The organism is Xenorhabdus mauleonii (assembly GCF_900113945.1).
GTDB classification, from domain to species: domain Bacteria; phylum Pseudomonadota; class Gammaproteobacteria; order Enterobacterales; family Enterobacteriaceae; genus Xenorhabdus; species Xenorhabdus mauleonii.
Genome location: NZ_FORG01000003.1, coordinates 374,953 through 400,900, shown reverse-complemented (window position 1 = coordinate 400,900; position 25,948 = coordinate 374,953). Strand labels below are relative to the sequence as shown.

Genomic DNA, 25,948 nt, shown 5'->3' with positions numbered 1-25,948 from the left:
CCACCTGACCCCATGCCGAACTCAGCAGTGAAACGCCGTAGCGCCGATGGTAGTGTGGGGTCTCCCCATGTGAGAGTAGGACACTGCCAGACATTAATTTAAAAGCCGATTGCCGGCATAAAAGGCAGTCAAGGCAAACGAAATTCGGTGGTGCGGTAGTTCAGTTGGTTAGAATACCGGCCTGTCACGCCGGGGGTCGCGGGTTCGAGTCCCGTCCGCACCGCCACCGTATTTAGGGGCGTAGTTCAATTGGTAGAGCACCGGTCTCCAAAACCGGGTGTTGGGAGTTCGAGTCTCTCCGCCCCTGCCAGTTAACAACTAAGTAATAATTGATATAGCTTTCAGATTAATAGCCCAGCTAAAATTAGCTGGGTTTTTTCTTATTTGTGTTTTTTGTATATCACTCACCCATAATCCTCGTTACCTTTTGATTTTTACTATATTTTTGGTGGTGATATAGTCCTACCTTTCCTGTAGATATTGCATTTCCATAGACATCACTCATTCTATTCTACGTATACGCACAGGTAGAACCTTTTTTAGCAGAAACGTTATCCTCAAAGCTTAATAGGTGCTTTTTCGACGGGAATTTTTATTAGTTGTTGGATAAGGGCTTGTTGGTCACTATTTTGCAGCCATACTGCATATAAAGGCCGTTCTATCAACCCGGCATTAGGTGACGCTACAAGCTTGGGATATTCTTCTTGCCAGTGGACAGGAAGGAATGTTGTCGCATTGACACTATCCAATAATTCTCTGGCGATATGTGCCGATGTGGTTGTGATGATAGGTGGGTGTTCATTCTTTAAAATTTGCTGTTCTTGTTGATGGAAATCAGCGCCCCACTCTAATTTGATGTAATTTTCAACACCCTTTTCAAGATTATGTTGCGTCGTCGATAGAACAAGCTGAATGTTACCGATCAACTGGCTTTGGAATTCATCCATTTTTGGTGGCTCTGTGGTAATCAAAAGATCTAATTCACGAGAATGCAACTGCTTGACTAACGATTGACGTGTAGATACCACTGATTCGATTCTTGTTTCTTGATGGAATTTATAAAACGAATTCAGCCAGGATGTCAGATAACCTTCCCATAGCGACGCAATAGAGCCGATAGAAAGTTCGGTATGGTGGGCAACATAATTGATTTCTTTCTTTGCTAATTGCCAAGTATTCATTAATGACTCTGCATAGGGAACAAGGCGTTCTCCGGCCGCAGTAAGGCGGATATTATTACGATGCCGTGTGAATAAATTGGTACCCAACTGATTTTCAAGTTGGCGGATCCGAAAGCTAACAGCAGATTGTGTTAAATAGAGCGATTCAGCTGCCCGACCAAAGTGACGAGTCTTACTGACTTCCAAAAAGGTTTTCAGTAATTCAGTGTCCACATGCATCTCCAATAGTTTTTGTCGTTAAGATTTAAATATTTTGTTTTACAGAATGTCAAGCCTCCCTAATACTCCGCGCCATAATTAGTATGACATTAGAGTTAGGAGTGTGTCAGATGGCTGAAAGCTTCATCACGACTAATCGTTTTTTTGATAATAAACATTATCCACGTGGATTTTCCCGTCATGGTGATTTCACCATCAAAGAAGCCCAATTATTAGAACGCTATGGGTATGCGTTTAATGAATTGGATCTTGGTAAACGTGAACCTCAAACAGAAGAAGAAAAACTGTTTGTTGCGGTCTGCCGCGGTGAGCGTGCTCCGGTGACAACGGAGGAAAAAGTATGGGCTAAGTATTTGGCAAAGATCAGCCGTCCAAAACGTTTTCATACTCTTTCTGGCGGAAAACCACAAGTAGATTCTTCTGAGGACTATACCGATAATGATGATTAATATCATCATTTGATATTAATCATCTCTCCAAAGGGGCGAAAGCCCCTTTTTCATTTATCCGGCTTGTTTTTGTAGCTGAATAAGTAGCCTATCTATACTTCTATAGCTCAGTGCTTCCATAATATCTGGTTTTTCTATTCCTTTTTGCCCTTTTAGGTCAGCAATAGTACGAGAAACTTTGAGTATCCGGTGCCAGGCTCGTATTGATAACCCTAATTTTAATAAGGTATTTTCCAGAAAAACGGCATCTTCCGCCTTTAATTTGCAAATACTTTCAGTTTGTTTGCTATTGAGGCAAGCATTAACATGCCCACAACGTTCGATTTGCACTTTTCTGGCGATCTGTACTCGTTTTTTGATTTCATGGCTACTTTCTCCATGTTTTATTGATGATTGACTCAGAGTGCCAAGAGGAAGCAGAGGAACTTCAATTGAGAGATCAAAGCGATCTAAAAATGGCCCGGAAAGTTTGGAAAGATAGCGTAATACTTGTTGTGGGCTGCTTCGGTTGTGTAAACCTTGATGATAACCGGTTGGGCTAGGGTTCATTGCTGCGATAAGCTGAACCTGAGCCGGAAAGCAGACTTTTGCCTTTGCACGGGATATAACTATTGCGCCAGCCTCTAAAGGCTCACGCAATGCATCAAGAACACTGCGATTGAATTCAGGCAATTCGTCCAGAAACAGTACTCCATTATGTGCGAGAGATATTTCACCTGGTTTTGGTATTGAACCTCCTCCAACGAGAGCTGCCATTGATGAACTATGATGAGGGGCTCTAAATGGGCGTGTATGCCATTTTTGAGGGGTAATTGAGTATCCGACCAGACTATTGATTGCGGCGACTTCCAGAGCTTCCTGATGCGTTAATGGTGGTAATAGGTGACATAATCGGCTGGCCAGCATGGTCTTACCTGTTCCGGGAGGGCCGAGTAGCAGAAGATTATGCCCTCCGGCAGCCGTTATCTCCAATGCCCGTTTGGCTTGTTCCTGCCCGATGATATCCTGCATATCCAAAATAGATGGTTCAGTCTGTAGCTCAATAGGCTCAGGGGAAGATAATTGGGTATCTTTTCCTTGCAGAAAATAACAAACCTGCAGCAAATGTTCAGCCATCAATACTTCATCTTGGGACAAAATTGCCAGTTCAGTTTTGTTCTCTGAAGAGAGGATCAGCTGCCTTCTTGCTCTTTTTGCACTCAAGGCTGCGGGGATGGCTCCCGTCACGCGCCGTATTTCTCCAGAAAGCGCTAACTCACCTAAAAATTCGTAATTTTGCAGCTTTTCTGTTGATATTTGTTCCGATGCTGCCAGTATCGCGATAGCAATAGGTAGATCATATCTTCCACCTTCTTTTGGGAGATCTGCGGGGGCTAAATTAACCGTGATCCTTTTGGGTGGATAAGCAAACCCGCTGTTTAACAATGCGCTTCTGACCCGATCTCGAGCTTCCTTGACGGTAGTTTCAGGTAAACCAACAAGGGTCAGGCCGGGTAATCCATTACTGATATGGGCTTCTATAGTAACAATAGGGGAATCAATGCCAATTGTTGCCCGTGTATGAATGACGGCGAGTGCCATGATGCTCTCCTTAGCAAGAAAGCAAATATCATGAATCGATAAAAAATAATAAAAAGTCTCTTTAGGTTATTTTGCGAGGAGATTCGTAAAGATATTTATTCTTACGGTTATTTTTAGGTTTATGTTTTCATTTTGATCAAATAATAACTCCATATTATTTATGAATAATCAGATAAATAAGCACAGCCTGATAACGCCCTATATCAATTTCCGAATGATACTTATCGTGATAGTAATCAATTAATAATTATTAGGTATGGTTATGTATTTCATAAATGAATTTTGTTAACAATAATAACTATTAGCCAACATTATTATTTTCGATTATGTTTTCTGTTACGCCACTAACAGACAGATGATTAAATTGTTTTTTTGCGGTTTTATTTATTAATAATGTTATTAAACAGATGGATAGTTATTTTTCTACATGTAAACTGAGTCGGCTAAAGCAGATTTATCTGCTTTAATATCTATCTGAATGAAAAATATAAATAAAATAATTTTGTTATGAAAAAATAAAAAATAATTATTGTCAATGTTCATAGAAAGTGATAACTCTTAAATATACGTCAAGCATGAGAAGCAGAACGAACTAAATTATGAACGCTTTTGTCCTAGCTATTAGCCTAATTATTGTGAGTGTGGTGGTGATTATTATCCCACCGTGCGGGGCTGCACTTGGACGAAGGAAGGCTTAGACAGACAGAAAAATAGCCAGATTTCACAAAAACCCCCGCACCGAAAGGCGCGGGGGTTTTTTTTGGCGCCCTGGCATGTAAACAAAAACAAACATAACTAATACGTCACAACAAGCAAACACAGGCTGAATTCAATGGGGGAACAATGAACGGCGCACAATCACTTATAGCAGCATTACGAGAGCAGGGGATTGAAAAAGTTTTCGGTTATCCCGGCGGGGCTATCATGCCCGTTTATGATGCTCTGTATGACGGCGGAATTGAACACGTGTTATGCCGTCATGAGCAGGGAGCTGTCATAGCTGCAATCGGCTATGCAAGAGCAAGTGGTAAGCCTGGAGTTTGTATTGCAACCTCAGGGCCTGGAGCGACAAATTTAATCACCGGATTGGCTGATGCTCTGCTGGATTCTGTTCCTGTTATCGCTATCACTGGTCAGGTTGGTACTGAATTTATCGGAACGGATGCCTTTCAGGAAATTGATATCTTGGGAATGTCTCTTTCGTGTACGAAACATAGTTTTCTGATCGATTCAGTAGAGAAAATACCCCAAGTTATGGCTGATGCTTTTAGCATTGCCATGAGTGATCGTCCCGGACCTGTTTTGATTGATTTTCCGAAAGACATTCAATTGGCTCAGGGGGATTTTGCTCCGTACCTGATACCGACATCTCAAAATTCACCTCTTCCACAGAGAGAATTGGAACAAGCCCGCGATTTGTTGGCCTCATCCCAGAAACCTGTATTGTACGTAGGCGGCGGTGTTGGCATGTCCGGAGCCGTTCCTGAATTGCGCCGTTTTGTTGCCGAGACAGGAATGCCTGTTGTCTCCACATTAAAAGGGTTGGGAGCTGCGGATTGTGACCACGAATACTATTTGGGCATGTTGGGAATGCATGGCTCTAAAGCCGCCAATTTTGCTGTTCAATCTTGTGATTTGTTAATTGCTGCTGGTGCTCGTTTTGATGATCGTGTGACAGGGAAGCTGAATACGTTTGCGCCCAATGCCAAAGTCATTCATTTGGACATTGATCCTGCAGAATTTAATAAATTGCGCCAAACGCATATTTCGTTATTGGGTGATTTAAAAGAATTACTGCCTCATTTACAGCAAACTTTGTCAATTCAAGACTGGCAGCAAGAAGTAAAGCAATTAAAAAACGAACACGTATGTTGCTATGACTACCCAGGTGAAAGCATTTATGCGCCGTTGCTGTTGAAGCAGGTTTCTGACCGTTCATCCTCGAATACCATAATTACAACCGATGTAGGGCAACACCAAATGTGGACAGCTCAACACATGACATTCAGTCAGCCGGAAAATTTCATCACCTCAAGTGGATTGGGCACGATGGGGTTTGGTATTCCTGCCGCAATTGGCGCACAAATGGCGCGTCCGGAAGATATGGTCATCTGCATATCCGGTGACGGCTCTTTCATGATGAATGTTCAGGAGTTGGGCACAATCAAGCGTAAGCAATTGCCGGTCAAAATGATCTTGTTGGATAACCAGCGCTTGGGAATGGTCCGCCAGTGGCAAGAGCTGTTTTTTGAAAAACGTTATAGCGAAACGATCTTAACTGATAACCCTGATTTTATTGCACTGGCACAAGCCTTTGATATTCCTGGGCAGCACATCACCGATAAAGCGCAGGTGGAAGATGCCTTGGATGCTTTGTTCAATAGTCCGGGTGCGTATTTGTTACATGTATCCATTGATGAATTAGAAAATGTTTGGCCGTTGGTTCCCCCAGGTTCAAGCAACGCGACTATGTTGGAGAAGTCATTATGATGCAACATAAACTGGCTATTCAGGCAAGATATTGTCCTGAAATTTTGGAAAGAATTCTGAGGGTTACCCGCCATCGTGGGTTTCAAATATGTGCATTGAATATGGATCATGCGGAAGATAGTGATAATGTAAGCATCGAGCTGACAGTATCCAGCCAGCGTCCTGTTAATTTACTTTTTTCACAACTGATGAAATTAGTCGATGTCGCAGGCGTTGAGATCAAACACAAAAAATCACAATTGATAAGCGCATAATGCGCAATTGAAGGAAAACTGAGAATGACAAAGCAAGCCGATTACATCTGGTTCAATGGGGAAATGGTGCCTTGGACAGAAGCAAAAGTTCACGTGATGTCCCATGCCTTGCATTATGGTACTTCGGTATTTGAGGGTATTCGTTGTTATAACTCTCACAAAGGGCCAGTTGTGTTTCGCCATCGTGAACATATGCAGCGCTTGCGTGACTCAGCCAAGATTTATCGTTTCCCGGTGACTTATAGTGTCGATGAACTGATGGAGGCGTGTCGTGAAACCCTTCGTAAAAATAAATTAACCAGTGCTTACATTCGCCCGTTGGTATTTATTGGTGATGTTGGCATGGGTGTTAATCCTCCTGCGGGTTATAAAACAGACGTTATTATTGCAGCCTTTCCTTGGGGAACTTATCTTGGTGAAGATGCGTTGGAGCAGGGAGTTGATGCAATGGTTTCTTCATGGAACCGTGTAGCAGCAAATACGATCCCGACGGGCGCAAAAGCAGGAGGAAATTACCTTTCATCCTTGCTGGTGGGGAGTGAAGCCCGACGTCACGGTTATCAGGAAGGGATTGCATTGGATATTCATGGTCATATTTCAGAAGGTGCGGGTGAAAATCTATTTGAAGTTAAAGATGGGGTTTTGTTTACTCCGCCATTTACTTCATCCGCTCTGCCGGGGATCACGCGTGATGCAATAATTAAACTGGCTCAGGATCTGGGCCTGGAAGTTCGTGAGCAAACACTTTCTCGCGAATCGCTCTATTTGGCTGATGAAGTCTTTATGACTGGCACTGCCGCGGAAATCACACCGGTTCGTAGTGTCGATGGCATTCAAGTTGGCATCGGCAAATGTGGCCCTATCACCAAAAAAATCCAAAGTGCATTCTTTGGCCTCTTTGATGGTACGACAGAAGATAAATGGGGCTGGCTGGATCCAGTTAATCCTTAATAAAAAAATATAAAAGCCAACAGGCGGTTGTTCCCCGCCTGTTCTGATGATTGTGAAGTTATTAGATAAGACAGACATGGGAGTAAAAGCAATGCCTAAATACCGTTCTGCCACGACGACACATGGCCGTAATATGGCAGGTGCCCGTGCTTTATGGCGAGCCACGGGGATGACCGATGCAGATTTTGGAAAGCCCATTATCGCTGTTGTTAATTCATTCACTCAGTTTGTGCCGGGTCATGTACATTTACGTGACCTTGGCAAATTGGTGGCAGAACAAATTGAGGCAGCAGGGGGAGTCGCAAAAGAGTTCAATACCATCGCCGTTGATGATGGTATCGCGATGGGGCATGGCGGCATGCTTTATTCACTGCCTTCGCGCGAGTTGATTGCGGATTCGGTTGAATACATGGTCAATGCCCACTGTGCTGATGCTATGGTATGCATTTCCAACTGCGACAAAATAACGCCGGGAATGTTAATGGCCTCTCTGCGGTTGAACATTCCGGTAATTTTTGTTTCCGGTGGCCCAATGGAAGCAGGTAAAACGCGTTTATCTGATCAAATCATCAAGCTGGATTTAGTTGATGCCATGATCCAAGGGGCTAATCCAAACGTCAGTGATGAACAAAGTGATCAAATCGAGCGTTCCGCTTGCCCGACTTGCGGCTCCTGTTCTGGTATGTTCACAGCCAACTCCATGAATTGCCTGACTGAAGCGCTTGGGCTTTCGCAACCGGGCAATGGTTCATTGCTTGCGACACATGCAGATCGCAAGAACCTGTTCATCAATGCAGGCAAGCGTATTGTCGAATTAACTAAACGTTACTACGAAAAAAATGATGACAGCGCCTTACCTCGCAGCATTGCGACTAAAGCGGCATTTGAAAATGCCATGACATTAGATATCGCTATGGGTGGATCAACTAATACCGTTCTGCATTTGCTTGCCGCCGCACAGGAAGGTGAGATTGATTTCACCATGGCAGACATTGACCGCCTTTCCCGTCAGGTTCCTCACCTCTGCAAAGTTGCTCCGAGCACTCAAAAATATCATATGGAAGACGTACACCGTGCTGGTGGCGTGGTTGGCATTCTTGGTGAATTGGAGCGGGCAGGGCTTCTGCATCGTAATGTGAAAAATGTGTTGGGATTGGACTTATCACAAACCTTGGCGCAGTACGACATCATGCAAACAGAAGATGAAAGTGTGAAGAGCATGTACGCGGCGGGGCCTGCGGGTATACGCACCACCCAAGCCTTCTCGCAGGATTGCCGTTGGCCAACGTTGGATAATGATCGTAAGGAAGGGTGCATCCGTGAATATGCGCATGCTTACAGTCAGGATGGGGGCTTGGCGGTCCTGTTTGGCAACATTGCAGAGGATGGCTGCATTGTAAAAACGGCTGGGGTTGATGAAGGCAGTTTGACTTTCCGGGGGCCGGCTAAGGTCTATGAAAGTCAGGACGATGCCGTTAATGCTATCTTGGGTGGAAAAGTGGTGGCAGGAGATGTGGTTGTCATTCGCTACGAAGGCCCGAAAGGTGGCCCTGGAATGCAAGAGATGCTTTATCCCACGACTTACTTGAAGTCAATGGGATTGGGCAAAAGTTGTGCGTTGATCACCGATGGGCGTTTCTCTGGTGGCACATCGGGTCTTTCCATCGGGCACGTTTCCCCTGAAGCGGCGAGTGGCGGCCTGATTGGATTGATTCAAGATGGCGATATCATCGATATTGATATTCCAAACCGTAAAATTCAGTTGGATGTTGCCGAAATCGAATTGGCTGAACGTACAGAGGCTGAATTAGCGCGCGGGGATAAAGCGTGGACACCTCATTCGCGGCAGCGTCAGGTTTCTTTTGCATTACGTGCCTATGCTTCGTTGGCGACCAGCGCTGACAAAGGTGCCGTGCGTGATAAATCCAAGCTGGGGTACTGATTGTGGCGGTTTATTCTCTTAATACAGAGCCCAATGGAGCGGAATATCTTAAAGCTGCATTGAGTGCGCCCGTGTATGACGTTGCTCAAGTTACGCCATTACAGGAAATGCAAAAAATTTCTTCTCGTTTAAATAATACGATTTTAGTCAAACGGGAAGATCGTCAGCCAGTGCACAGTTTCAAATTGCGTGGTGCATACGCGATGATCGCTGCCTTGACGGAAGAGCAAAAAAGCCGGGGAGTGATTACGGCTTCAGCGGGCAACCACGCGCAAGGCGTTGCGTTGTCCGCAAATAAAGTTGGCGTGAAAGCAACGGTCGTAATGCCGATAGCAACGGCAGATATTAAAGTCGATGCGGTCCGTAGCTTTGGCGGCCGAGTTTTGTTGCACGGCGCGAATTTCGATGAAGCCAAAGCAAAAGCGATTGAGATGGCAAAAGAGCAGGGTTACACCTTTATCCCCCCTTTTGACCATCCCTCCGTGATTGCGGGCCAGGCGACATTAGCTATGGAGCTATTGCAGCAGGATGTTCACCTTGATCGTATCTTTGTTCCCGTTGGTGGGGGAGGATTGATTGCAGGCGTTGCCGTGCTCATCAAACAACTGGTTCCTGAGATGAAGGTCATTGGCGTGGAAGCCGAAGATTCAGCTTGTCTGAAAGCGGCTTTGGAAGCAGGGCGTCCCGTTGATTTGCCCAGAGTTGGCTTATTTGCGGAAGGGGTGGCGGTGAAACGCATTGGCGATGAAACGTTCCGTTTATGCCAGCAGTATGTTGATGATGTCATCACGGTGGACAGCGACGCTATTTGTGCTGCGATGAAAGATATCTTTGAAGATGTCAGGGCGATTGCGGAACCTTCTGGTGCCTTGGCATTGGCGGGGCTGAAGAAATATGTCCAGCAACATCAGATTCAGGGAGAACGGTTGGCGCACATTCTTTCTGGCGCTAATGTGAATTTTCATGGTCTGCGTTACGTTTCAGAACGTTGTGAGTTGGGTGAGCAGCGAGAGGCGTTATTGGCGGTTACCATTCCGGAACAAAAAGGCAGTTTCCTGCATTTTTGCCAGATATTGGGTTCCCGTGTGGTAACTGAATTCAGTTATCGTTATTCGGATGCTACTGATCCAAGCAAAGCCTGTATTTTTGTGGGCATTAGATTAAGCCGTGGATATGTGGAACGGTGTGAAATTATTGAAGAGTTGAAAGCATCGGGATATCAGGTTGCTGATTTTACTGATGATGAAATGGCAAAACTGCATGTTCGTTACATGATAGGCGGCAGACCATCCAAGCCACTGCAGGAGCGGTTGTTCAGCTTTGCTTTTCCTGAATCTCCGGGCGCCTTGCTGAAATTTTTACAGACACTGGGCACACATTGGAATATCACTTTATTTCATTATCGTAGTCACGGCATGGATTATGGTCGTGTATTGGCGGCTTTTGAACTTTCAGAGCCTGAATTACGCTTTGATCGCCATTTGGATGAGTTGGGTTATGACTATCATGATGAAACGGATAACCCGTCGTTTAAATTATTTTTGACTTAACCATCCGTTCTTAACGACTGGTGCTTATAACAAGCGGAAAAATAGCTCTTTTCTGGAGCTATTTTTCGTCACATACCGCCTACAGTGGCTTATAGCCAGATAGCTCCAAGGCGCTGCAGATTACAACAGTTCCCAAAACGCTTTAATCAAAGGCTCATTTAAGCGTTTATTCAATGCACAAACACCTAATTCAAACGGTTCTACCAACGAAATATCCAGCAAAGAGATACGGTTACGTACAGGCTCAGGGCTATTTTCGACGACAACCGCAGGGATAAGGGCAATTCCACAACCTAATGCCACCATGGAAACAATCGCCTCATGACCAGAGACTGTTGCGTAAATCATGGGATGCAGGATTTTATTCCGCCGGAACCACAGTTCAATGCGTGTACGAGAAGGGCCGTGTTCAGGGAGAATAAACGGTATTTTATTCCAGTCGGGAGATTCCTGTGTGGCGAGCGTTTTGACAGTACAGGGCAGAGTCGGAGCAATCAGTACCAGCGGAATTTCACCGATTTTGGTGAAACTGACATTATCAGGCAGTTTTTCTGGCTTGCCTGCGATACCTAAATCTGCCTCATTGGATTGAACTCTATCAACGGCATCAGCGGCATCTCCGGTTGTCAGTTTAATTTCCACCAAAGGATGTTCAGCCCTGAATTTATCCAATACTTGTGGCAGGTGGCTATATGCAGCCGTGACCGAACAAAACAGGCGCAATTCTCCTGTCAATGAAGGGGCTTGGTGATTTAGCGAGTGCCTTAGTTGCGTATATTGCAGGAGAGTTTGTTGAGCAAATTGTTTAAGTTGCTCACCCGCGGAGGTTAATTTCACTGTCCGATTATCCCGCAGAAAAAGCGGGTGTCCCAATAGCTCTTCAAGGCGTTGTATTTGGCGTGAAAGCGTCGACGGGCTGACATGCATGGCCTTGGCTGTTCGTCCAAAATGACAACTTTCCGCAAGGTGTAAAAACAGTTTTAAATCACGTAGATCCATCGCGTGTAAACCTTTTGCTTAGAAACCTGTTTGTATGGGAAGGCCTGTTTCATAAACTGCAATACAGTCTTGTTAATATATCAATTTAAGCAATGGCGTACATGTCATATATTGGTTCTATGCAAACACGACATCACACATAATTATATCGGAGTCACCATGGCTAACTATTTTAATACGTTGAATTTACGCCAGCAATTGGCGCAATTAGGCAAATGTCGTTTCATGACGCGGGAAGAATTTGCTGACGAGGCAGGGTATTTAAAAAACAAGAAGATAGTGATCGTTGGCTGTGGTGCTCAAGGGCTAAACCAAGGCCTGAACATGCGTGATTCTGGCTTAGATATTTCTTATGCGTTGCGTAAAGAAGCAATTGAAGAAAAACGTGCTTCATGGCGCAAGGCAACAGAAAACGGTTTCAAGGTCGGCACCTATGAAGAATTAATTCCACAGGCCGATTTGGTTGTCAATTTAACGCCAGACAAACAACATTCATCAGTCGTTCAGGCCGTCCAGCCCCTGATGAAAGAAGGCGCAGCATTGGGCTATTCCCACGGTTTCAACATCGTTGAAGTGGGAGAGCAGGTACGTAAAGATATCACCGTTGTGATGGTTGCCCCGAAATGCCCGGGAACGGAAGTTCGCGAAGAATACAAACGTGGGTTTGGTGTGCCAACCCTGATTGCTGTGCACCCAGAAAATGATGCCAAAGGCGAAGGAATGGCTATCGCGAAAGCATGGGCCGCTGCGACAGGTGGTCATCGTGCCGGTGTTCTGGAATCGTCTTTCGTTGCAGAAGTTAAATCCGATTTGATGGGTGAGCAAACTATTCTGTGTGGCATGCTGCAAGCTGGTTCTTTGCTGTGCTATGACCGATTGATAGCTGATGGTGCGGAGCCTGGCTATGCCGGAAAATTAATTCAGTTTGGCTGGGAAACCGTGACTGAAGCTCTGAAGCAGGGCGGAATTACGTTGATGATGGATCGTCTCTCCAATTCGGCGAAATTACGTGCCTATGCACTTTCCGAGCAGTTGAAAACCATTATGGCGCCGCTGTTCCAGAAACACATGGACGATATCATTTCCGGTGAATTCTCTTCCACAATGATGGCAGACTGGGCGAATGATGATAAAAACTTGCTGACTTGGCGTGAAGAAACCGGCAAAACGCCATTCGAAAATTACCCTGAATACAATGGTCACATTAGTGAGCAGGAATATTTCGATCACGGCGTGCTGATGGTAGCCATGGCGAAGGCTGGCGTTGAGCTGGCATTTGAAACGATGATAGATTCCGGCATCATTGAAGAGTCTGCTTATTATGAGTCATTGCACGAATTGCCGCTGATAGCGAATACGATTGCCCGTAAGCGTTTGTATGAGATGAATGTGGTGATTTCTGACACCGCGGAATATGGCAACTATCTGTTCTCTCATGTTGCGGTTCCGCTGCTGAAAGAAAAATTTATGGCGACCCTGCAAGCAGGGGATTTAGGTAAACCTGTTGCCGATCGGGGCGTCGATAATGCTCAATTGCGTGATGTGAATGAAGCCATCCGTAATCATCCAATTGAAATCATCGGCCATACTTTGCGTGGTTATATGACTGATATGAAACGCATTGCAGTTGGCGGATAAAGCAAAACCTTAATAAAACAATGCCTCAATAAAGCAGTACCCGAATAAAACAGTACGCAGATAAAAAAATACAGTCCTTATTCTGCCCGATAAATCATATCGGGCAGAATATTTTAGATATTACAGAATACAAACTACAGATTAAATCTTAATCTGATTTCATCAATCAGTTGGCGTTGTAAAACCTCAAATCGCTCTCTGGGCTGCTGTAATTGGATCATTTCCAGTGAAAGATCGTTGACTTCAGTGCGGACGCCACTTAATTCCTCCAGAACAGCCAAGCCACAGAACGGCACATAGGCTTCGGAATATCCCCCTTCATGTACCATGACCAGTTTGCCGTGGCATAACTCATCCGCTACTTGTTGTATTTTCCGGGTCATTTCACGGTAGCTGTTACTGTGCAGCTGCATTCGGGACAGGGGATCGTACGCATTGGCATCATAGCCGCAGGCAACAATAATCAATTCAGGCTGGTAGCGTTTAAGTGCCGGCAGCACAATACTATCCATAGCATACATATAGCTGTTGTGCCCGGCTCCTGCCATCAATGGGATATTGATATTGAAACCTTCCCCTTTACCGACACCGATATCTTCTTCTCCGCTGTAACCTTCAGGATAACTTCCATCTTGGTGCAGCGAAATCGTCAGCACATCATCACGTTCCCAGAAAATGTGTTGTGTTCCATTGCCATGATGAACATCCCAGTCAACGACTGCGACTCGGCCAACGCCAAGTTTTTCTTTTGCGTTCTCAATGGCAAGGGCAATATTGGCAAGAAAACAAAAGCCCATCGCGCTATCAGGCAGGCAATGGTGTCCGGGAGGGCGGGAAAGGCTGTAAGCATTATCCAACTCACCTCTCAATACCGATTTTACTGCGGCATAAGCCAGTCCGGCAGAGAGTTTGGCTATCTCATAGGTACCTGGTCCCATTGGGGCAGAAGGTTCCAATATACCGCCGCCATTATCGCTCATGGACTTAAAACGATGTAAATACTCTTCGGTATGGACAAGTTTTAATGCTTCATCATCGAGAGGCTCAGCACTGCGTAAATGCAATGAACGACTCAAGCCTGAAACATCCATTAAACTTTTCATTCTGCGTTTGGTTTCGGGGGATTCAGCATGCCCATTACTTGCGGGAGGCTGAACCCATCCACCTACAGGAAATGTGACAACATGGGATAATCCAGAGCTATGCCAGAAACAAAGTTCATCAAAGAAAAAGCCAGTTTTACGTAGCATATCGCATCTCCTTCTTGATTGATTTCACCTCAACAATAAATTGTTATAACACCAGTTAAGTCGGAGTGATGTTAAGTATTTAAATTAGTTGGGACTCATTATGTATGCAGTTTAAGGCACGTCAATTTTCAGTAAAAACCATCGACTTCATTTATTGTATGAGTTCATAACTGAGCCGTGCTTTCTGCTACAATTCAGCTCCTTGATCTTTCATCCTGATATAACCTTCGAAAAAATATGCGATTAAATCCAAGCCAACAACAAGCGGTTGAGTTTGTCACAGGGCCTTGTCTGGTTCTGGCGGGTGCAGGCTCCGGCAAGACCCGAGTGATCACCAATAAAATTGCCCACCTGATCCGCGGTTGTGGTTATCAGCCTCGCCAGATTGCGGCCGTCACCTTCACAAATAAGGCGGCACGTGAAATGAAAGAACGTGTGGCGCAAACTCTGGGCCGGAAGGAAGCAAAGGGGCTGATGATCTCGACTTTTCACACCTTGGGTTTGGAAATAATCAAGCGTGAATATAAGGCGTTGGGTATGAAGAGCAATTTTTCATTGTTCGACGACCAAGATCAAATGGCCTTATTAAAAGATCTGACCGCAGATTTGTTGGAGGAAGATAAGGATCTATTGCAAAAGCTGATTTCGAGTATTTCTAACTGGAAGAATGACTTAATGTCACCAGAGCGAGTGATTGGTGCTGCTCGTTCGGCACAAGATCACCAGTTTGCTGAGTGTTATCGTCGTTATGACTTGCATCTGACGAGCTGTAATGTTCTCGATTTTGACGATCTGATCACAAAGCCGACACTGTTGCTAATGCGTGATGAGGAAGTCAGGGAGCGTTGGCAGAACAGGATCCGTTATTTGCTGGTGGATGAATATCAGGATACCAACACCAGCCAGTATCAATTGGTGAAACTGTTGGTGGGGAACCGTGCCCGCTTTACGGTAGTTGGAGATGATGATCAGTCTATCTATTCATGGCGTGGCGCCCGCCCGCAAAACTTGATCTTATTGAAAGAGGATTTCCCTCTGCTGAATGTGATCAAACTGGAGCAAAATTACCGTTCGTCAGGACGGATATTAAAAGCTGCCAATATTTTGATTGCCAACAATCCCCATGTATTTGAGAAAAAACTCTTTTCAGAGCTGCACTATGGTGAATCGCTCAGAGTGATCGAAGCCAATAACGAAGATCATGAGGCTGAACGTGTAGTCGGTGAACTGATCGCCCACCATTTTATTAACAAAACGGAATATAAAGATTACGCGATCCTTTATCGTGGCAATCACCAATCCCGTATCTTCGAAAAAATGTTGATGCAAAACCGTATCCCTTACCGTATTTCGGGAGGAACTTCGTTCTTTTCACGACCGGAGATTAAGGATCTACTTTCTTACTTGCGTGTTTTGACCAATCCTGAAGATGACAGCGCATTTTTACGTATCGTCAATACGCCACGGCGAGAAATCGGGGCAGTGACAATCCAGAAATTGGGCGAATGGGCGAATCAGCGTAACAAAAGTTTATATCAGGCCAGCTTTGATCTCGGTTTGGAGCAGCATCTGAGTGGACGAGGCTTGGCTGCATTACAACGTTTTACTCACTGGATGGAAGAGATATCCCGTCAGGTTGAACGGGAACCATTACTGGCAGTAAGAGATTTATTGCGGGGCATGGATTATGAAAGCTGGCTCTACGAAACCTCACCGAGCCCAAAAGCGGCAGAGATGAGAATGAAAAACGTCAATCAGCTCTTCACTTGGATGAGCGAGATGCTTGAGGGAAATGATTTGGATGAGCCAATGACGCTTTCTCAAGTTGTGGCGCGTTTTACTCTGCGGGATATGTTGGAAAGGGGAGAGGAAAATGAAGAATTGGATCAGGTTCAGTTGATGACATTGCACGCCTCCAAGGGGTTGGAATTCCCTTATGTCTTCTTGGTGGGTATGGAAGAAGGCTTGCTGCCACACCAAAGTAGCATTGATGAAGACAATATTGAGGAAGAACGCCGTTTGGCTTATGTAGGGATCACACGCGCACAGAGAGAGCTTTTCTTTACTCTGAGCAAAGAACGCCGCCAGTATGGTGAACTCATCCGCCCGGAGCCAAGTCGGTTTTTGCTGGAGTTGCCTCAGGATGATTTAAGCTGGCCACAGAGTAAACGGGTGGTGAGCGCAGAAGAAAGAATGAAGCAGGGGCAATCGCGGCTTGCAGACATTAAATCACGTTTGGGATTAGGACAGAAAAAGTGAAAATGGTCATCGCCCTCTTTTTTTCATAAAGGGGAATGAATTGATTAAGGTAATATCATCACTGATTTCAAATGAATAGCTATATTATTTTAAATTCATCTACATAAGGCTGACTTTAAAATGTTTATGATAGTTGCACCAATATTTCTAATTATTTTGGTTGGGTATTTTTTTGGTCGTCTACGCCCGGATAGCGGATTGTCCGATAAATTAATCAATGACTATGTACTTTATATCGCGCTTCCTGCCTTATTATTCCTTGCTATTGCTCAAGCAGATATTAGTGAGCTGCAACAGTGGGGATTTCTCGCAGCCAGTTTAGCGGGGATCGGTGCAGTGTATATTTTAGGAATGTTGGTAGCAAAAATCATGGGGATTGGTTTACCACAATCGTCGATTTTAAGTATGGGGGCATGTTACGGCACAACCGGTTATATGGGCGTTCCAATCCTCATTTCTGTTTACGGTGAGTCTGCTGCGCTTCCGGCTGCTATCGCGACGATTTTGCATAATATTCCGGCTATCATCGCGGTTATCATTACGTATGATGTTTTTTCTTCACGTCAATCAGGCAGCAAAATATCGATCAGACAAAGTTTCACCGGAGCATTGAAAACAACATTGAGCAATCCCCTGACAATCTCTGTGATTGCGGGATTGGTTTTCGTTTGCTTCAGCATTCCCGTTCCCCAGTTTTTGCAATCATTTGCCCAGCTTCTTGGTAATGCCGCTGGCCCAACGGCTTTATTCGCTTTAGGGTTGGGATTATCTCGTCTTAAGGTCACAGAGCATATCAATAGTCAGACATTGAAATTAGTTATCCCGATGTTATGCCTTAAAATTGTCATACAGCCATTGATTACGTTTATCTGCGCGTACTATTTGTTTGGTATGCAGAAAACCGATATTTGGATGATTGTCGCGATTATTATGGCAGCGCAGCCAATAGGGGCAGGGGTTTATGTGTTTGCCAACAAGTATGGTTTTAAACAGGAAGCCATTTCGCTTTCCATTATCATTTCCCTGCTTATCGCATTAGTGACTCTCCCCATGACTCTGCAATGGTTGCCTGTCTAAATTTGGATGGGGATTTTGATGTCAGTCACCGGCATATTGATAGTTAACTTTAGTATACGGCTGCACGCTATCGTTAACTGTTTGCTCTGTCCTTGTCGTTCTCTTGGCTCTGGTGGAGATATTCCTGCTCCTCCAGAATCAATGACCATTGAACGTAGCTCTGCCATTTAATTTCTTGCTGTAACGTTTCTGCCCTGAGTGGATGTTGAGCCTGCCATTGGTAAGGTAAAGTGATAATGAGATCTTCATTGTCCACTTTTACCTGTAATACCGATAAGCTGTCATCCCGCCGGCGACTGGCGAAAATAATCGCCAGCCTTAATAGACGGCTTAATCTCTGGGTCTGCAACAATGGCAGGGCATTTTGTTGACTGAGGGAAGTTAAATCGATTGGCCCATTTTGGTTTTCCAATAAAGCGGCCAGCAGCCGTTTCTGGGCGGGGGTATAACCAGGTAACGCCAGATGGTTAATCAAATAGGCCGAGTGAGTCGGCGCCTGACGAAAATCAACGAACAAACCTATCTCATGCAGCAAACTGGCACTGCTCAACAGTTCGAGGCAACGATTATCCAGTTCCCATGGTTTGGCAACTTGCCGATAAAAATGTTCCGTCAGTTGTTTTACTCGCTGTGCCTGTTCAATATCTATCTGAAAACGTTGTTGGATATTGAAGATAGTTCTTGCACGAATATCCTGTTCAATGGGTAAGTCCAACATTCCATATACCAAGCCTTCGCGCAGGGCACCGCCGGCCAGAATCATGCTTTCAATGTTCAATGCCTGAAAAATGGCGATTAAAATTGCTAACCCACTGGGAAAAACTAAAGCCCGCTCTAGGGTCAGCCCTTCAATTTCCAACTCTTCCAGCTTGCCACATTCAATCGCTTGATATTTGAGTTGCTGGAGTTTAGGCAACGTGATCAACTCGTCCATTCCTTGAGCGATCATAATTTCTTGTAAGGCTTGCACTGTACCGGAAGCGCCTACGCAGATTTGCCAGCCCTGCTGAAGCAACGTTGTGGTGATTGGGATAAGTATTTCATGCGCAGCAGATTCGGCTTTGGTAAAGTTTTCTTCCGTCAGGCTGCGATCATTAAAATAGCGCTCCAACCAAGTCACACAGCCCATTTCCAGGCTGAATAGCTGGTTGGCGTTGGCTCCGGTACCTGTTACCAGTTCTGTACTGCCGCCACCAATATCCACCACAAGCCGTTTTTCCGATCCGCCTGTAGTATGGGCAACACCTTGATAAATCAGCCGGGCTTCTTCTTCACCACTGATGACGTTGACGGGAACACTCAGTATTTCTGAGGCCTTCCCGACAAAAACGCCCGAATTTACCGCCAGACGCAAGGTTGCGGTCGCAACAACACGAATATGCGCGGCAGGAATACCCTGCAAGTATTCGGAAAAGAGGCGCAAACATTGCCATCCCCGCTCCATTGATTGTTGTGAGAGCAGGTTATTCTTATCCAATCCAGCAGCCAGCCTCACTTTGCGCTTGATACGGCTGACTACTTGAATACTTCCGGAGACTTCGCGGACAACCAGCATATGAAAGCTGTTTGAGCCTAAATCGATGGCAGCATAGAGCGAAGAAGAACTCAGCATAGTATATTATTCCGGCATGTATTGTTTTAGCATCGTGTTATTCCTGCACCGCATTATTTCAGCTTGGGCGTTTGCGGTTGCGTGTTGGATTACCTCGACGCGGCATATTAGTCCGTCGTGGATGTCCCCCTGAACGTGCGCGGTTACGGCGCTTAGGAACAGGTAAATCTTTTAATAACGCATCACTGTTATATTTGCTGACAGGGATTTGGTGCTGAATATATTCTTCTATTGCCGGTAAATTCAACACATACTCTTCACATGCCAGGCTGATAGAATGGCCACTTTCTCCGGCACGGCCTGTTCGACCAATCCGGTGGACATAATCTTCGCAATCATCCGGCAGGTCATAGTTAAATACATGTGTCACAGATGGAATATGCAGGCCACGGGCTGCAACATCGGTGGCAACCAGAATATCCAGATTACCCAGGCTGAACTCTTCCAGAATACGCAGGCGTTTTTTCTGGGCTACATCGCCAGTCAAGAGACCGACACGGTGGCCATCGGCAGCCAAATGGGCCCAAATATCTTCACAACGATGTTTCGTATTGGCAAAAATAATGCAGCGATCCGGCCACTCTTCTTCCAGCAAGGTCTGTAACAGACGCATTTTTTCTTCATTAGAAGGATAAAACAGCTCTTCTTTAATGCGATGCCCTGTTTTTTGCAAAGGCTCTACTTCTACATATTCAGGATTATTCATCTGTTCGAAAGCCAGTTCACGCACCCGATAAGACAGCGTAGCGGAAAATAGCAGATTCATTCTTTCCGTTGCCGCCGGAATACGACGAAACAGCCAGCGAATATCTTTGATAAAGCCCAAATCATACATGCGATCGGCTTCATCAAGTACGACAACCTGAATGGCACCTAGATGGATATGGCCCTGTTTTGCGTAATCGATCAAGCGTCCGGTTGTCCCGATAACGATATCGACACCTGATTCCAATACCTTAAGTTGTTTATCATAGCCATCGCCACCGTAGGCAAGGCCCATTTTCAACCCAGTCACTTCTGCCAGCTCTTCTGCATCAGAGTAAATCTGGACCGCTAATTCGCGGGTAGGAGCCATAATCAATGCCCTTGGCTGATTGATTTTGCGCTCTTTCGCCGCAGGATTAGTTAATAAATAGTGGAAAGTAGACGTCAGAAATGCCAGCGTCTTGCCTGTTCCGGTTTGTGCCTGCCCCGCAACGTCTCGGCCTTCGACAGTAAAAGGCAATGTTAGCGCCTGTATCGGCGTGCAGTTTGAGAAACCCTTCTTATCAAGGGCTCCCAGGACTTTGGGGTGCAATGCGAAGTCGGAAAACTTCTTTTCTGTCAAATGTGTTTTGCTCATAGTATGGTAGAATATCAGTTAACTATTGCTTTAAGAAAGTGTATCCGCTGAAATAAAGACACCCTAGTGTTGGTAATGTACACTGACGTAGTAAAAGATGTTACTTTTGGAGCAAAAAAATGAACGAAAAGATTATGAACGATGAGACTGTGAAAGCAGGTATCCTTCATCTGGCTGACAGTGATTTTGACGAAGATAAGCTGAATGTGAAAGGTACAGTCCTTGTCGAATTCTGGGCTGAGTGGTGCGGCCCTTGTAAAATGATTGCTCCTATTCTGGATGAAGTTTCTGCCGATTACGCGGGAGAACTGACTGTCGCTAAATTGAATATTGATGATCACAGTGAAACAGCACCGAAATTCGGTATTCGTGGTATCCCAACGATGATTCTGTTCAAAGATGGTGAAAAAGTCGCAGTAAAAGTGGGAGCGTTGTCAAAAACTCAATTGAAAGAATTTTTGGAACCTCACCTCTAATTTAGAAATAGGTCACAGTAATTACGGGCGTTTAGCGTATAGAGTTATTTATCTTATTGACCGCTAGACGTCCGCTACGAAGCATGATAAGTTAGCGTCCACGTACTCGTATGGAGCATTGTGTAAGAGAATTCCTTATTCGATATAACAGCTTATTTGTATAAAGAGTTGTATAAATAGTTGGGATCTGGAGTTGACATAACGCATGTTGCGTACTAAAAAATCTGTAGTATCTGATAAATCTGTTATTTCTGGATCACCTAAAGTATCTGATAGCATATCGCATTTAGTAAACTTTCTGAGTCTATATACGAGTTATTAAGTATATAGATTGGCATGCTGAAGCGTTCTGATGCTGAACACCTTTAATTAGGATGTTTTACTGGGCATTTTCATGTTGGGACTTCTTACTATCAGATATTGATTCCGTAACGAAGCTGCTCGCGCTGAAATAGTATCCATTGTTATGACACTGAATAATGTTCACGTTATCGTGGTTGCATTATAGATTGGGCGTAACATATAGATAATTTAGATATATAGTAAAAATAGTTATAAACAGTACTCATTCAGAGATAATGCTTGCGCTGAGATAGTTCCTATATTGACATAAACCACGTTTCGTTATTGTTTCAGTCATATTTGACTGTTTGTCAGCCTTAATTTGCTATCTCCCTGAGTGCTCCAAGTTACTGCCTTGTAATATAATTTAATATGTTAGAAGGTTTTATTCGTTTTTGGTACAAATAAACAGGCATCGATAACGCTGCCATACCATTCACGTTCATAGTTCGAGATATACCCCGAGTTAAAGAACCCACCATTATGAATCTTACCGAATTAAAAAATACGCCGGTATCAGAGTTGATTACTCTCGGCGAAAATATGGGGCTGGAAAATCTGGCTCGTATGCGTAAGCAAGACATCATTTTCTCTATCCTCAAACAGCATGCGAAAAGCGGAGAGGATATTTTCGGAGATGGTGTGCTGGAGATATTACAGGATGGATTTGGTTTCCTCCGCTCAGCAGACAGCTCCTACCTTGCCGGCCCCGATGATATCTACGTTTCTCCTAGTCAAATCCGCCGTTTCAATCTCCGTACCGGTGATACCATTTCAGGAAAAATTCGCCCACCTAAAGAAGGTGAACGCTATTTTGCCTTGCTGAAAGTTAATGAAGTTAACTTTGACAAGCCTGAAAATGCCCGCAGTAAAATCCTGTTTGAAAACTTGACCCCATTGCATGCCAACAGTCGTTTGCGCATGGAGCGTGGTAATGGTTCTACTGAGGATTTGACTGCACGTGTACTGGATTTGGCGGCACCGATTGGCCGCGGCCAGCGTGGTCTGATTGTTGCTCCACCTAAAGCGGGTAAGACCATGCTGCTGCAAAATATTGCAGCTAATATTGCCCATAATTACCCTGATTGCGTTTTGATGGTTCTGCTGATTGACGAACGTCCAGAAGAAGTCACCGAAATGCAGCGTCTGGTAAAAGGTGAAGTGATCGCTTCCACATTTGATGAACCCGCTTCCCGTCACGTTCAAGTGGCAGAAATGGTTATCGAAAAAGCGAAGCGTCTGGTTGAACACAAGAAAGACGTTATTATCCTGCTGGACTCCATTACCCGTCTGGCTCGTGCATATAACACCGTAGTACCTGCTTCCGGTAAGGTATTGACTGGTGGTGTGGACGCGAATGCATTACATCGTCCAAAACGTTTCTTTGGTGCTGCCCGTAACGTTGAAGAAGGCGGTAGCCTGACCATTATCGCTACTGCGTTGGTTGATACCGGCTCTAAAATGGATGAAGTCATCTACGAAGAGTTCAAAGGTACAGGTAACATGGAATTGCACTTGTCTCGCAAAATTGCTGAAAAACGTGTTTTCCCTGCCATTGACTACAACCGTTCAGGAACGCGTAAAGAAGAGCTGCTTACTGTACAGGATGAACTACAGAAGATGTGGATCCTGCGTAAGATTATTCATCCGATGGGTGAAATTGATGCGATGGAGTTCCTTATCAACAAGCTGGCTATGACAAAAACAAACGAAGAATTCTTCGACTTTATGAAACGTTCATAGTTGCGCGAGTGAAGCGATAACATTGCAAGTTAATTCGCACGCAATAAAAAATAATCATTTCATGAAAGCGCCACGTTTTTGTGGCGTTTTTTTTATTTGTAACTTACCTTATTTGCTTAAATTGGTACATATATTGCATGTTTTTCCAGTGATTAACAGTGTGTTTTATAAGCAATAGTTTTTTGATGACTCAAAAAAATTATTGATTGTGCCTTATAGCTTATATGTCCCGTTTTGTTACTTCTTATAATTTTTTATAAGCCAAGATACCTTGTTTTGTGGCAGGGAACTTATGGATGCGGTGTCACACTGGGTATCCATAAGTCAATGAATAATAGATGACCCATCATTATTTTTACAGAGAGTTGTTATTGTGAATATTTCCAGTATGAGTATCGAAATTTTTTGCGTATTTATATTCTCATTTGCTTTTCTATTTATAGCGCGCAAAATTGCAAAAAATATCGGTCTGGTTGATAAGCCGAATTATCGTAAGCGTCATCATGGACTGATCCCTCTGGTCGGTGGAATCTCAGTGTTTTTTGGTGTTTGTTTCGCATTTGTTATTACGAAAGAGTTTATACCTCATAAATGGTTATACCTTGCCTGTGCAGGGATATTGGTTTTTATTGGAGCATTGGATGACCGTTTTGATATTAGTGTGAAGATTAGGGCAACCATTCAGGCATTGGTTGGTATCAGCATGATGTATTTTGCTGGCCTTAAACTTGAAAGCCTGGGGAATACCTTCGGCCCATGGGAAATGGTCTTGGGGCCATTCAGCTATGTTGTGACCTTGTTCGCTGTTTGGGCTGCCATCAATGCTTTCAATATGGTCGATGGGATTGATGGTTTGTTGGGGGGACTATCCTGTATCTCTTTCGGCGCATTGGGCATTTTGCTGTACGAAAATGGTAATACGGCATTGGCATTTTGGTGTTTCGCATTTATTGCCGGGATATTGCCTTACATTTTTCTCAATCTTGGGCTACTCGGAAAGCGCTTCAAAGTCTTTATGGGGGATGCGGGAAGCACTTTGATCGGCTTTACGATTATCTGGTTACTGACTGAAGCAACTCAAGGGGAAAATCGTTCCATTAACCCCGTCACAGCATTATGGCTCATTGCGATTCCCCTGATGGATATGGTTGCCATTATGTACCGCCGCTTGCGTAAGGGGATGAGTCCATTTTCTCCGGATCGCCAACATATTCACCATTTGGTGATGCGCGCTGGATTTACTTCCCGTCAGGCATTCGTCTTGATTACTTTGTCAGCAGCTTTATTGGCAGCCATTGGAATTATTGGTGAACGGTTAAGTTTTGTCCCCGAGTGGGTTATGTTGGCATTATTCTTGCTTGCTTTTATGTTGTATGGCTATTGCATCAAACGAGCCTGGCGAGTCGCCCGTTTTATCAAACGGTTTAAGCGACGTATACGCCGGACAGCCAGCCATCATTAAAAACATCGACTTATCAAAGAGGTTTTGTGCAGTGATAAACTCAGAAACGAAATCTAAACAGGATCAGCCTGCTATAGAGTATGAATTGGATATTCGTGGACTGTGTCATGCTCTGTGGCGTGGAAAGATATGGATCATCGCACTGGCAATTATTTTCGCTGCCGTCGCTCTGCTGGCATCTTATTTGATGCCACAACAGTGGAGCGCAACCGCTATTACAGATTTACCGACGACCAATAACTTGGGCAGTTACTATTCGCAACAACAGTTTTTGCGTAATTTGGATACTCACATCAATGCTTCGCCAGAGACTCAATTGCCGACTATTTCGGATGGGGCATACAAAGAGTTTATGACTCAGGTGTCAGCCTATGACACACGCCGTGAATTCTGGCTTCATTCTGCTTATTACAAACAGCGCAAGGAAGGTAAAGAAAAAGTGGACGCTGTGCTGCTGGAAAACTTGATAAATGATATCAAGATCACGCGGAGTGACGATAAAAAAGCGTTGAATGACAGTATCAAATTGACAGCAGAAACTGCGGCGGATGCCAATCAGCTCCTGCGTCAATATATCGCGTTTGCGAATCAGCGGGCGAGTACTCACCTGAACACTGAAATCAAAGGTGCATGGGCAACACGCACCCAGTCGATGAAAGCGCTGGTCAAACGTCAGGAAATAGTCGCCAAGGCAGTATATGGGCGTGAATTGAATGTGTTGCAACAGTCACTGAAAGTGGCCGAAAAACAAGGCATTCATCGCAATCAAACAAGCATACCTATCGAAGAAGTGCCTGAATCCAAGATGTTTATGTTGGGCACACCACTGTTGCAGGCTCAGATTGAAACTCTGGAGGCCACCGGGCCTGATTACAGCATTGATTATGATCAGAACATAGCAATGCTGGCGACATTGAATGTTGGGCCGACCTTACAAAACACTTTTCAGACATACCGTTATCTCAGAACCCCTGAAGAGCCAGTCAACCGGGATAGCCCCCGCCGTGTTTTTATGATGGTAATGTGGGGAGCCATCGGTATGTTGGTTGGGGCTGGTGTTGCCTTGGTAAAACGGAATCGTAAGTAACCACTCCCTTTCGTGGAATTATCTGTAATGATTAATAAAATAAG

At 44.6% G+C, this 25,948-nt stretch carries 20 protein-coding genes, 2 tRNA genes and 1 rRNA gene; 17 read left to right on the top strand and 6 right to left on the bottom strand.

The annotated features are described in order from the left end of the window. From rrf to BM100_RS04855, 3 genes are all read left to right on the top strand, one after another. Nucleotides 1-92: ribosomal RNA gene (rrf, locus tag BM100_RS04865) — 5S ribosomal RNA — on the top strand; the annotation flags it as partial. 57 nt (nucleotides 93-149) lie between these two features. Next, nucleotides 150-226: transfer RNA gene (locus BM100_RS04860), tRNA-Asp, on the top strand. 8 nt (nucleotides 227-234) lie between these two features. Then, nucleotides 235-310, top strand: a tRNA-Trp gene (locus BM100_RS04855). Nucleotides 311-557: 247 nt separating this feature from the next. On the opposite strand, the gene hdfR is transcribed toward BM100_RS04855, so the two are convergent. Beyond that, nucleotides 558-1,394 carry an HTH-type transcriptional regulator HdfR gene (hdfR, locus tag BM100_RS04850; protein WP_092508466.1) on the bottom strand — a complete coding sequence of 279 codons (837 nt, stop codon included), beginning with the start codon at nucleotides 1,392-1,394 and terminating at the stop codon, nucleotides 558-560. A 116-nt stretch (nucleotides 1,395-1,510) separates the two neighbouring features. Here hdfR and BM100_RS04845 point away from each other — a divergent pair, with 116 nt between their 5' ends. Further along, complete coding sequence (locus BM100_RS04845) at nucleotides 1,511-1,849, top strand: MaoP family protein (RefSeq protein WP_092508464.1); 339 nt, start codon at nucleotides 1,511-1,513, stop codon at nucleotides 1,847-1,849. A gap of 54 nt (nucleotides 1,850-1,903) precedes the next feature. Here BM100_RS04845 and BM100_RS04840 read toward each other — a convergent pair whose 3' ends face one another. Continuing rightward, entirely contained in the window at nucleotides 1,904-3,430 is a 1,527-nt protein-coding gene (locus tag BM100_RS04840; protein ID WP_092508462.1) for a YifB family Mg chelatase-like AAA ATPase, read from the bottom strand. A gap of 599 nt (nucleotides 3,431-4,029) precedes the next feature. On the opposite strand from BM100_RS04840, the gene ilvL reads away from it, so the two are divergent. The 6 genes from ilvL (at nucleotide 4,030) to ilvA (ending at nucleotide 10,617) form a co-directional block, all read left to right on the top strand. Continuing rightward, nucleotides 4,030-4,128 carry an ilv operon leader peptide gene (ilvL, locus tag BM100_RS04835; protein WP_092508460.1) on the top strand — a complete coding sequence of 33 codons (99 nt, stop codon included), beginning with the start codon at nucleotides 4,030-4,032 and terminating at the stop codon, nucleotides 4,126-4,128. 145 nt (nucleotides 4,129-4,273) lie between these two features. Then, complete coding sequence (ilvG, locus tag BM100_RS04830; RefSeq protein ID WP_092508458.1) at nucleotides 4,274-5,920, top strand: acetolactate synthase 2 catalytic subunit; 1,647 nt, start codon at nucleotides 4,274-4,276, stop codon at nucleotides 5,918-5,920. Further along, on the top strand, nucleotides 5,917-6,174 hold the full coding sequence (gene ilvM, locus BM100_RS04825; protein ID WP_092508456.1) for an acetolactate synthase 2 small subunit: 258 nt from the start codon (nucleotides 5,917-5,919) through the stop codon (nucleotides 6,172-6,174). The genes ilvG and ilvM overlap by 4 nt, the downstream gene beginning before the upstream one ends. Nucleotides 6,175-6,198: 24 nt before the next feature. Then, complete coding sequence (locus tag BM100_RS04820; protein ID WP_092508454.1) at nucleotides 6,199-7,125, top strand: branched-chain amino acid transaminase; 927 nt, start codon at nucleotides 6,199-6,201, stop codon at nucleotides 7,123-7,125. 91 nt (nucleotides 7,126-7,216) lie between these two features. Beyond that, the gene (gene ilvD / locus BM100_RS04815) at nucleotides 7,217-9,067 is read left to right on the top strand and encodes a dihydroxy-acid dehydratase (protein WP_092508511.1); all 1,851 of its coding nucleotides are present in this window, start codon (nucleotides 7,217-7,219) and stop codon (nucleotides 9,065-9,067) included. A 2-nt stretch (nucleotides 9,068-9,069) separates the two neighbouring features. After that, a complete protein-coding gene (gene ilvA, locus BM100_RS04810) occupies nucleotides 9,070-10,617 on the top strand; it encodes a threonine ammonia-lyase, biosynthetic (protein ID WP_092508452.1) in 1,548 nt (515 codons plus the stop codon). A 120-nt stretch (nucleotides 10,618-10,737) separates the two neighbouring features. On the opposite strand, the gene ilvY is transcribed toward ilvA, so the two are convergent. After that, nucleotides 10,738-11,616, bottom strand: coding sequence for an HTH-type transcriptional activator IlvY (gene ilvY / locus BM100_RS04805; protein ID WP_092508450.1), 879 nt, complete (start codon nucleotides 11,614-11,616; stop codon nucleotides 10,738-10,740). Nucleotides 11,617-11,775: 159 nt separating this feature from the next. Here ilvY and ilvC point away from each other — a divergent pair, with 159 nt between their 5' ends. Continuing rightward, nucleotides 11,776-13,254 carry a ketol-acid reductoisomerase gene (gene ilvC / locus BM100_RS04800; protein WP_092508448.1) on the top strand — a complete coding sequence of 493 codons (1,479 nt, stop codon included), beginning with the start codon at nucleotides 11,776-11,778 and terminating at the stop codon, nucleotides 13,252-13,254. Between the two features lie 134 nt (nucleotides 13,255-13,388). Here ilvC and BM100_RS04795 read toward each other — a convergent pair whose 3' ends face one another. Continuing rightward, nucleotides 13,389-14,504 (bottom strand): class II histone deacetylase, encoded by a 1,116-nt coding sequence (locus BM100_RS04795; RefSeq protein WP_092508446.1) that lies wholly within the window; start codon nucleotides 14,502-14,504, stop codon nucleotides 13,389-13,391. A gap of 237 nt (nucleotides 14,505-14,741) precedes the next feature. On the opposite strand from BM100_RS04795, the gene rep reads away from it, so the two are divergent. Together rep and BM100_RS04785 are read left to right on the top strand one after the other, a co-directional pair. Further along, nucleotides 14,742-16,763 carry a DNA helicase Rep gene (gene rep, locus BM100_RS04790; protein WP_092508444.1) on the top strand — a complete coding sequence of 674 codons (2,022 nt, stop codon included), beginning with the start codon at nucleotides 14,742-14,744 and terminating at the stop codon, nucleotides 16,761-16,763. A 120-nt stretch (nucleotides 16,764-16,883) separates the two neighbouring features. Next, entirely contained in the window at nucleotides 16,884-17,840 is a 957-nt protein-coding gene (locus tag BM100_RS04785; RefSeq protein ID WP_092508442.1) for an AEC family transporter, read from the top strand. Nucleotides 17,841-17,913: 73 nt separating this feature from the next. Here BM100_RS04785 and gppA read toward each other — a convergent pair whose 3' ends face one another. Continuing rightward, the gene (gppA, locus tag BM100_RS04780) at nucleotides 17,914-19,452 is read right to left on the bottom strand and encodes a guanosine-5'-triphosphate,3'-diphosphate diphosphatase (protein WP_092508440.1); all 1,539 of its coding nucleotides are present in this window, start codon (nucleotides 19,450-19,452) and stop codon (nucleotides 17,914-17,916) included. A gap of 58 nt (nucleotides 19,453-19,510) precedes the next feature. Then, a complete protein-coding gene (gene rhlB, locus BM100_RS04775; protein ID WP_092508438.1) occupies nucleotides 19,511-20,794 on the bottom strand; it encodes an ATP-dependent RNA helicase RhlB in 1,284 nt (427 codons plus the stop codon). Nucleotides 20,795-20,943: 149 nt separating this feature from the next. Between rhlB and trxA the strand changes: the two genes are divergently transcribed. From trxA to wzzE, 4 genes are all read left to right on the top strand, one after another. Further along, nucleotides 20,944-21,270 carry a thioredoxin TrxA gene (gene trxA / locus BM100_RS04770; protein WP_420855311.1) on the top strand — a complete coding sequence of 109 codons (327 nt, stop codon included), beginning with the start codon at nucleotides 20,944-20,946 and terminating at the stop codon, nucleotides 21,268-21,270. 825 nt (nucleotides 21,271-22,095) lie between these two features. Continuing rightward, the gene (gene rho, locus BM100_RS04760) at nucleotides 22,096-23,355 is read left to right on the top strand and encodes a transcription termination factor Rho (protein ID WP_092508436.1); all 1,260 of its coding nucleotides are present in this window, start codon (nucleotides 22,096-22,098) and stop codon (nucleotides 23,353-23,355) included. 373 nt (nucleotides 23,356-23,728) lie between these two features. Further along, complete coding sequence (wecA, locus tag BM100_RS04755; RefSeq protein WP_092508434.1) at nucleotides 23,729-24,817, top strand: UDP-N-acetylglucosamine--undecaprenyl-phosphate N-acetylglucosaminephosphotransferase; 1,089 nt, start codon at nucleotides 23,729-23,731, stop codon at nucleotides 24,815-24,817. A 31-nt stretch (nucleotides 24,818-24,848) separates the two neighbouring features. Beyond that, entirely contained in the window at nucleotides 24,849-25,904 is a 1,056-nt protein-coding gene (gene wzzE, locus BM100_RS04750; protein ID WP_092508432.1) for an ECA polysaccharide chain length modulation protein, read from the top strand. Nucleotides 25,905-25,948: the final 44 nt, after the last annotated feature.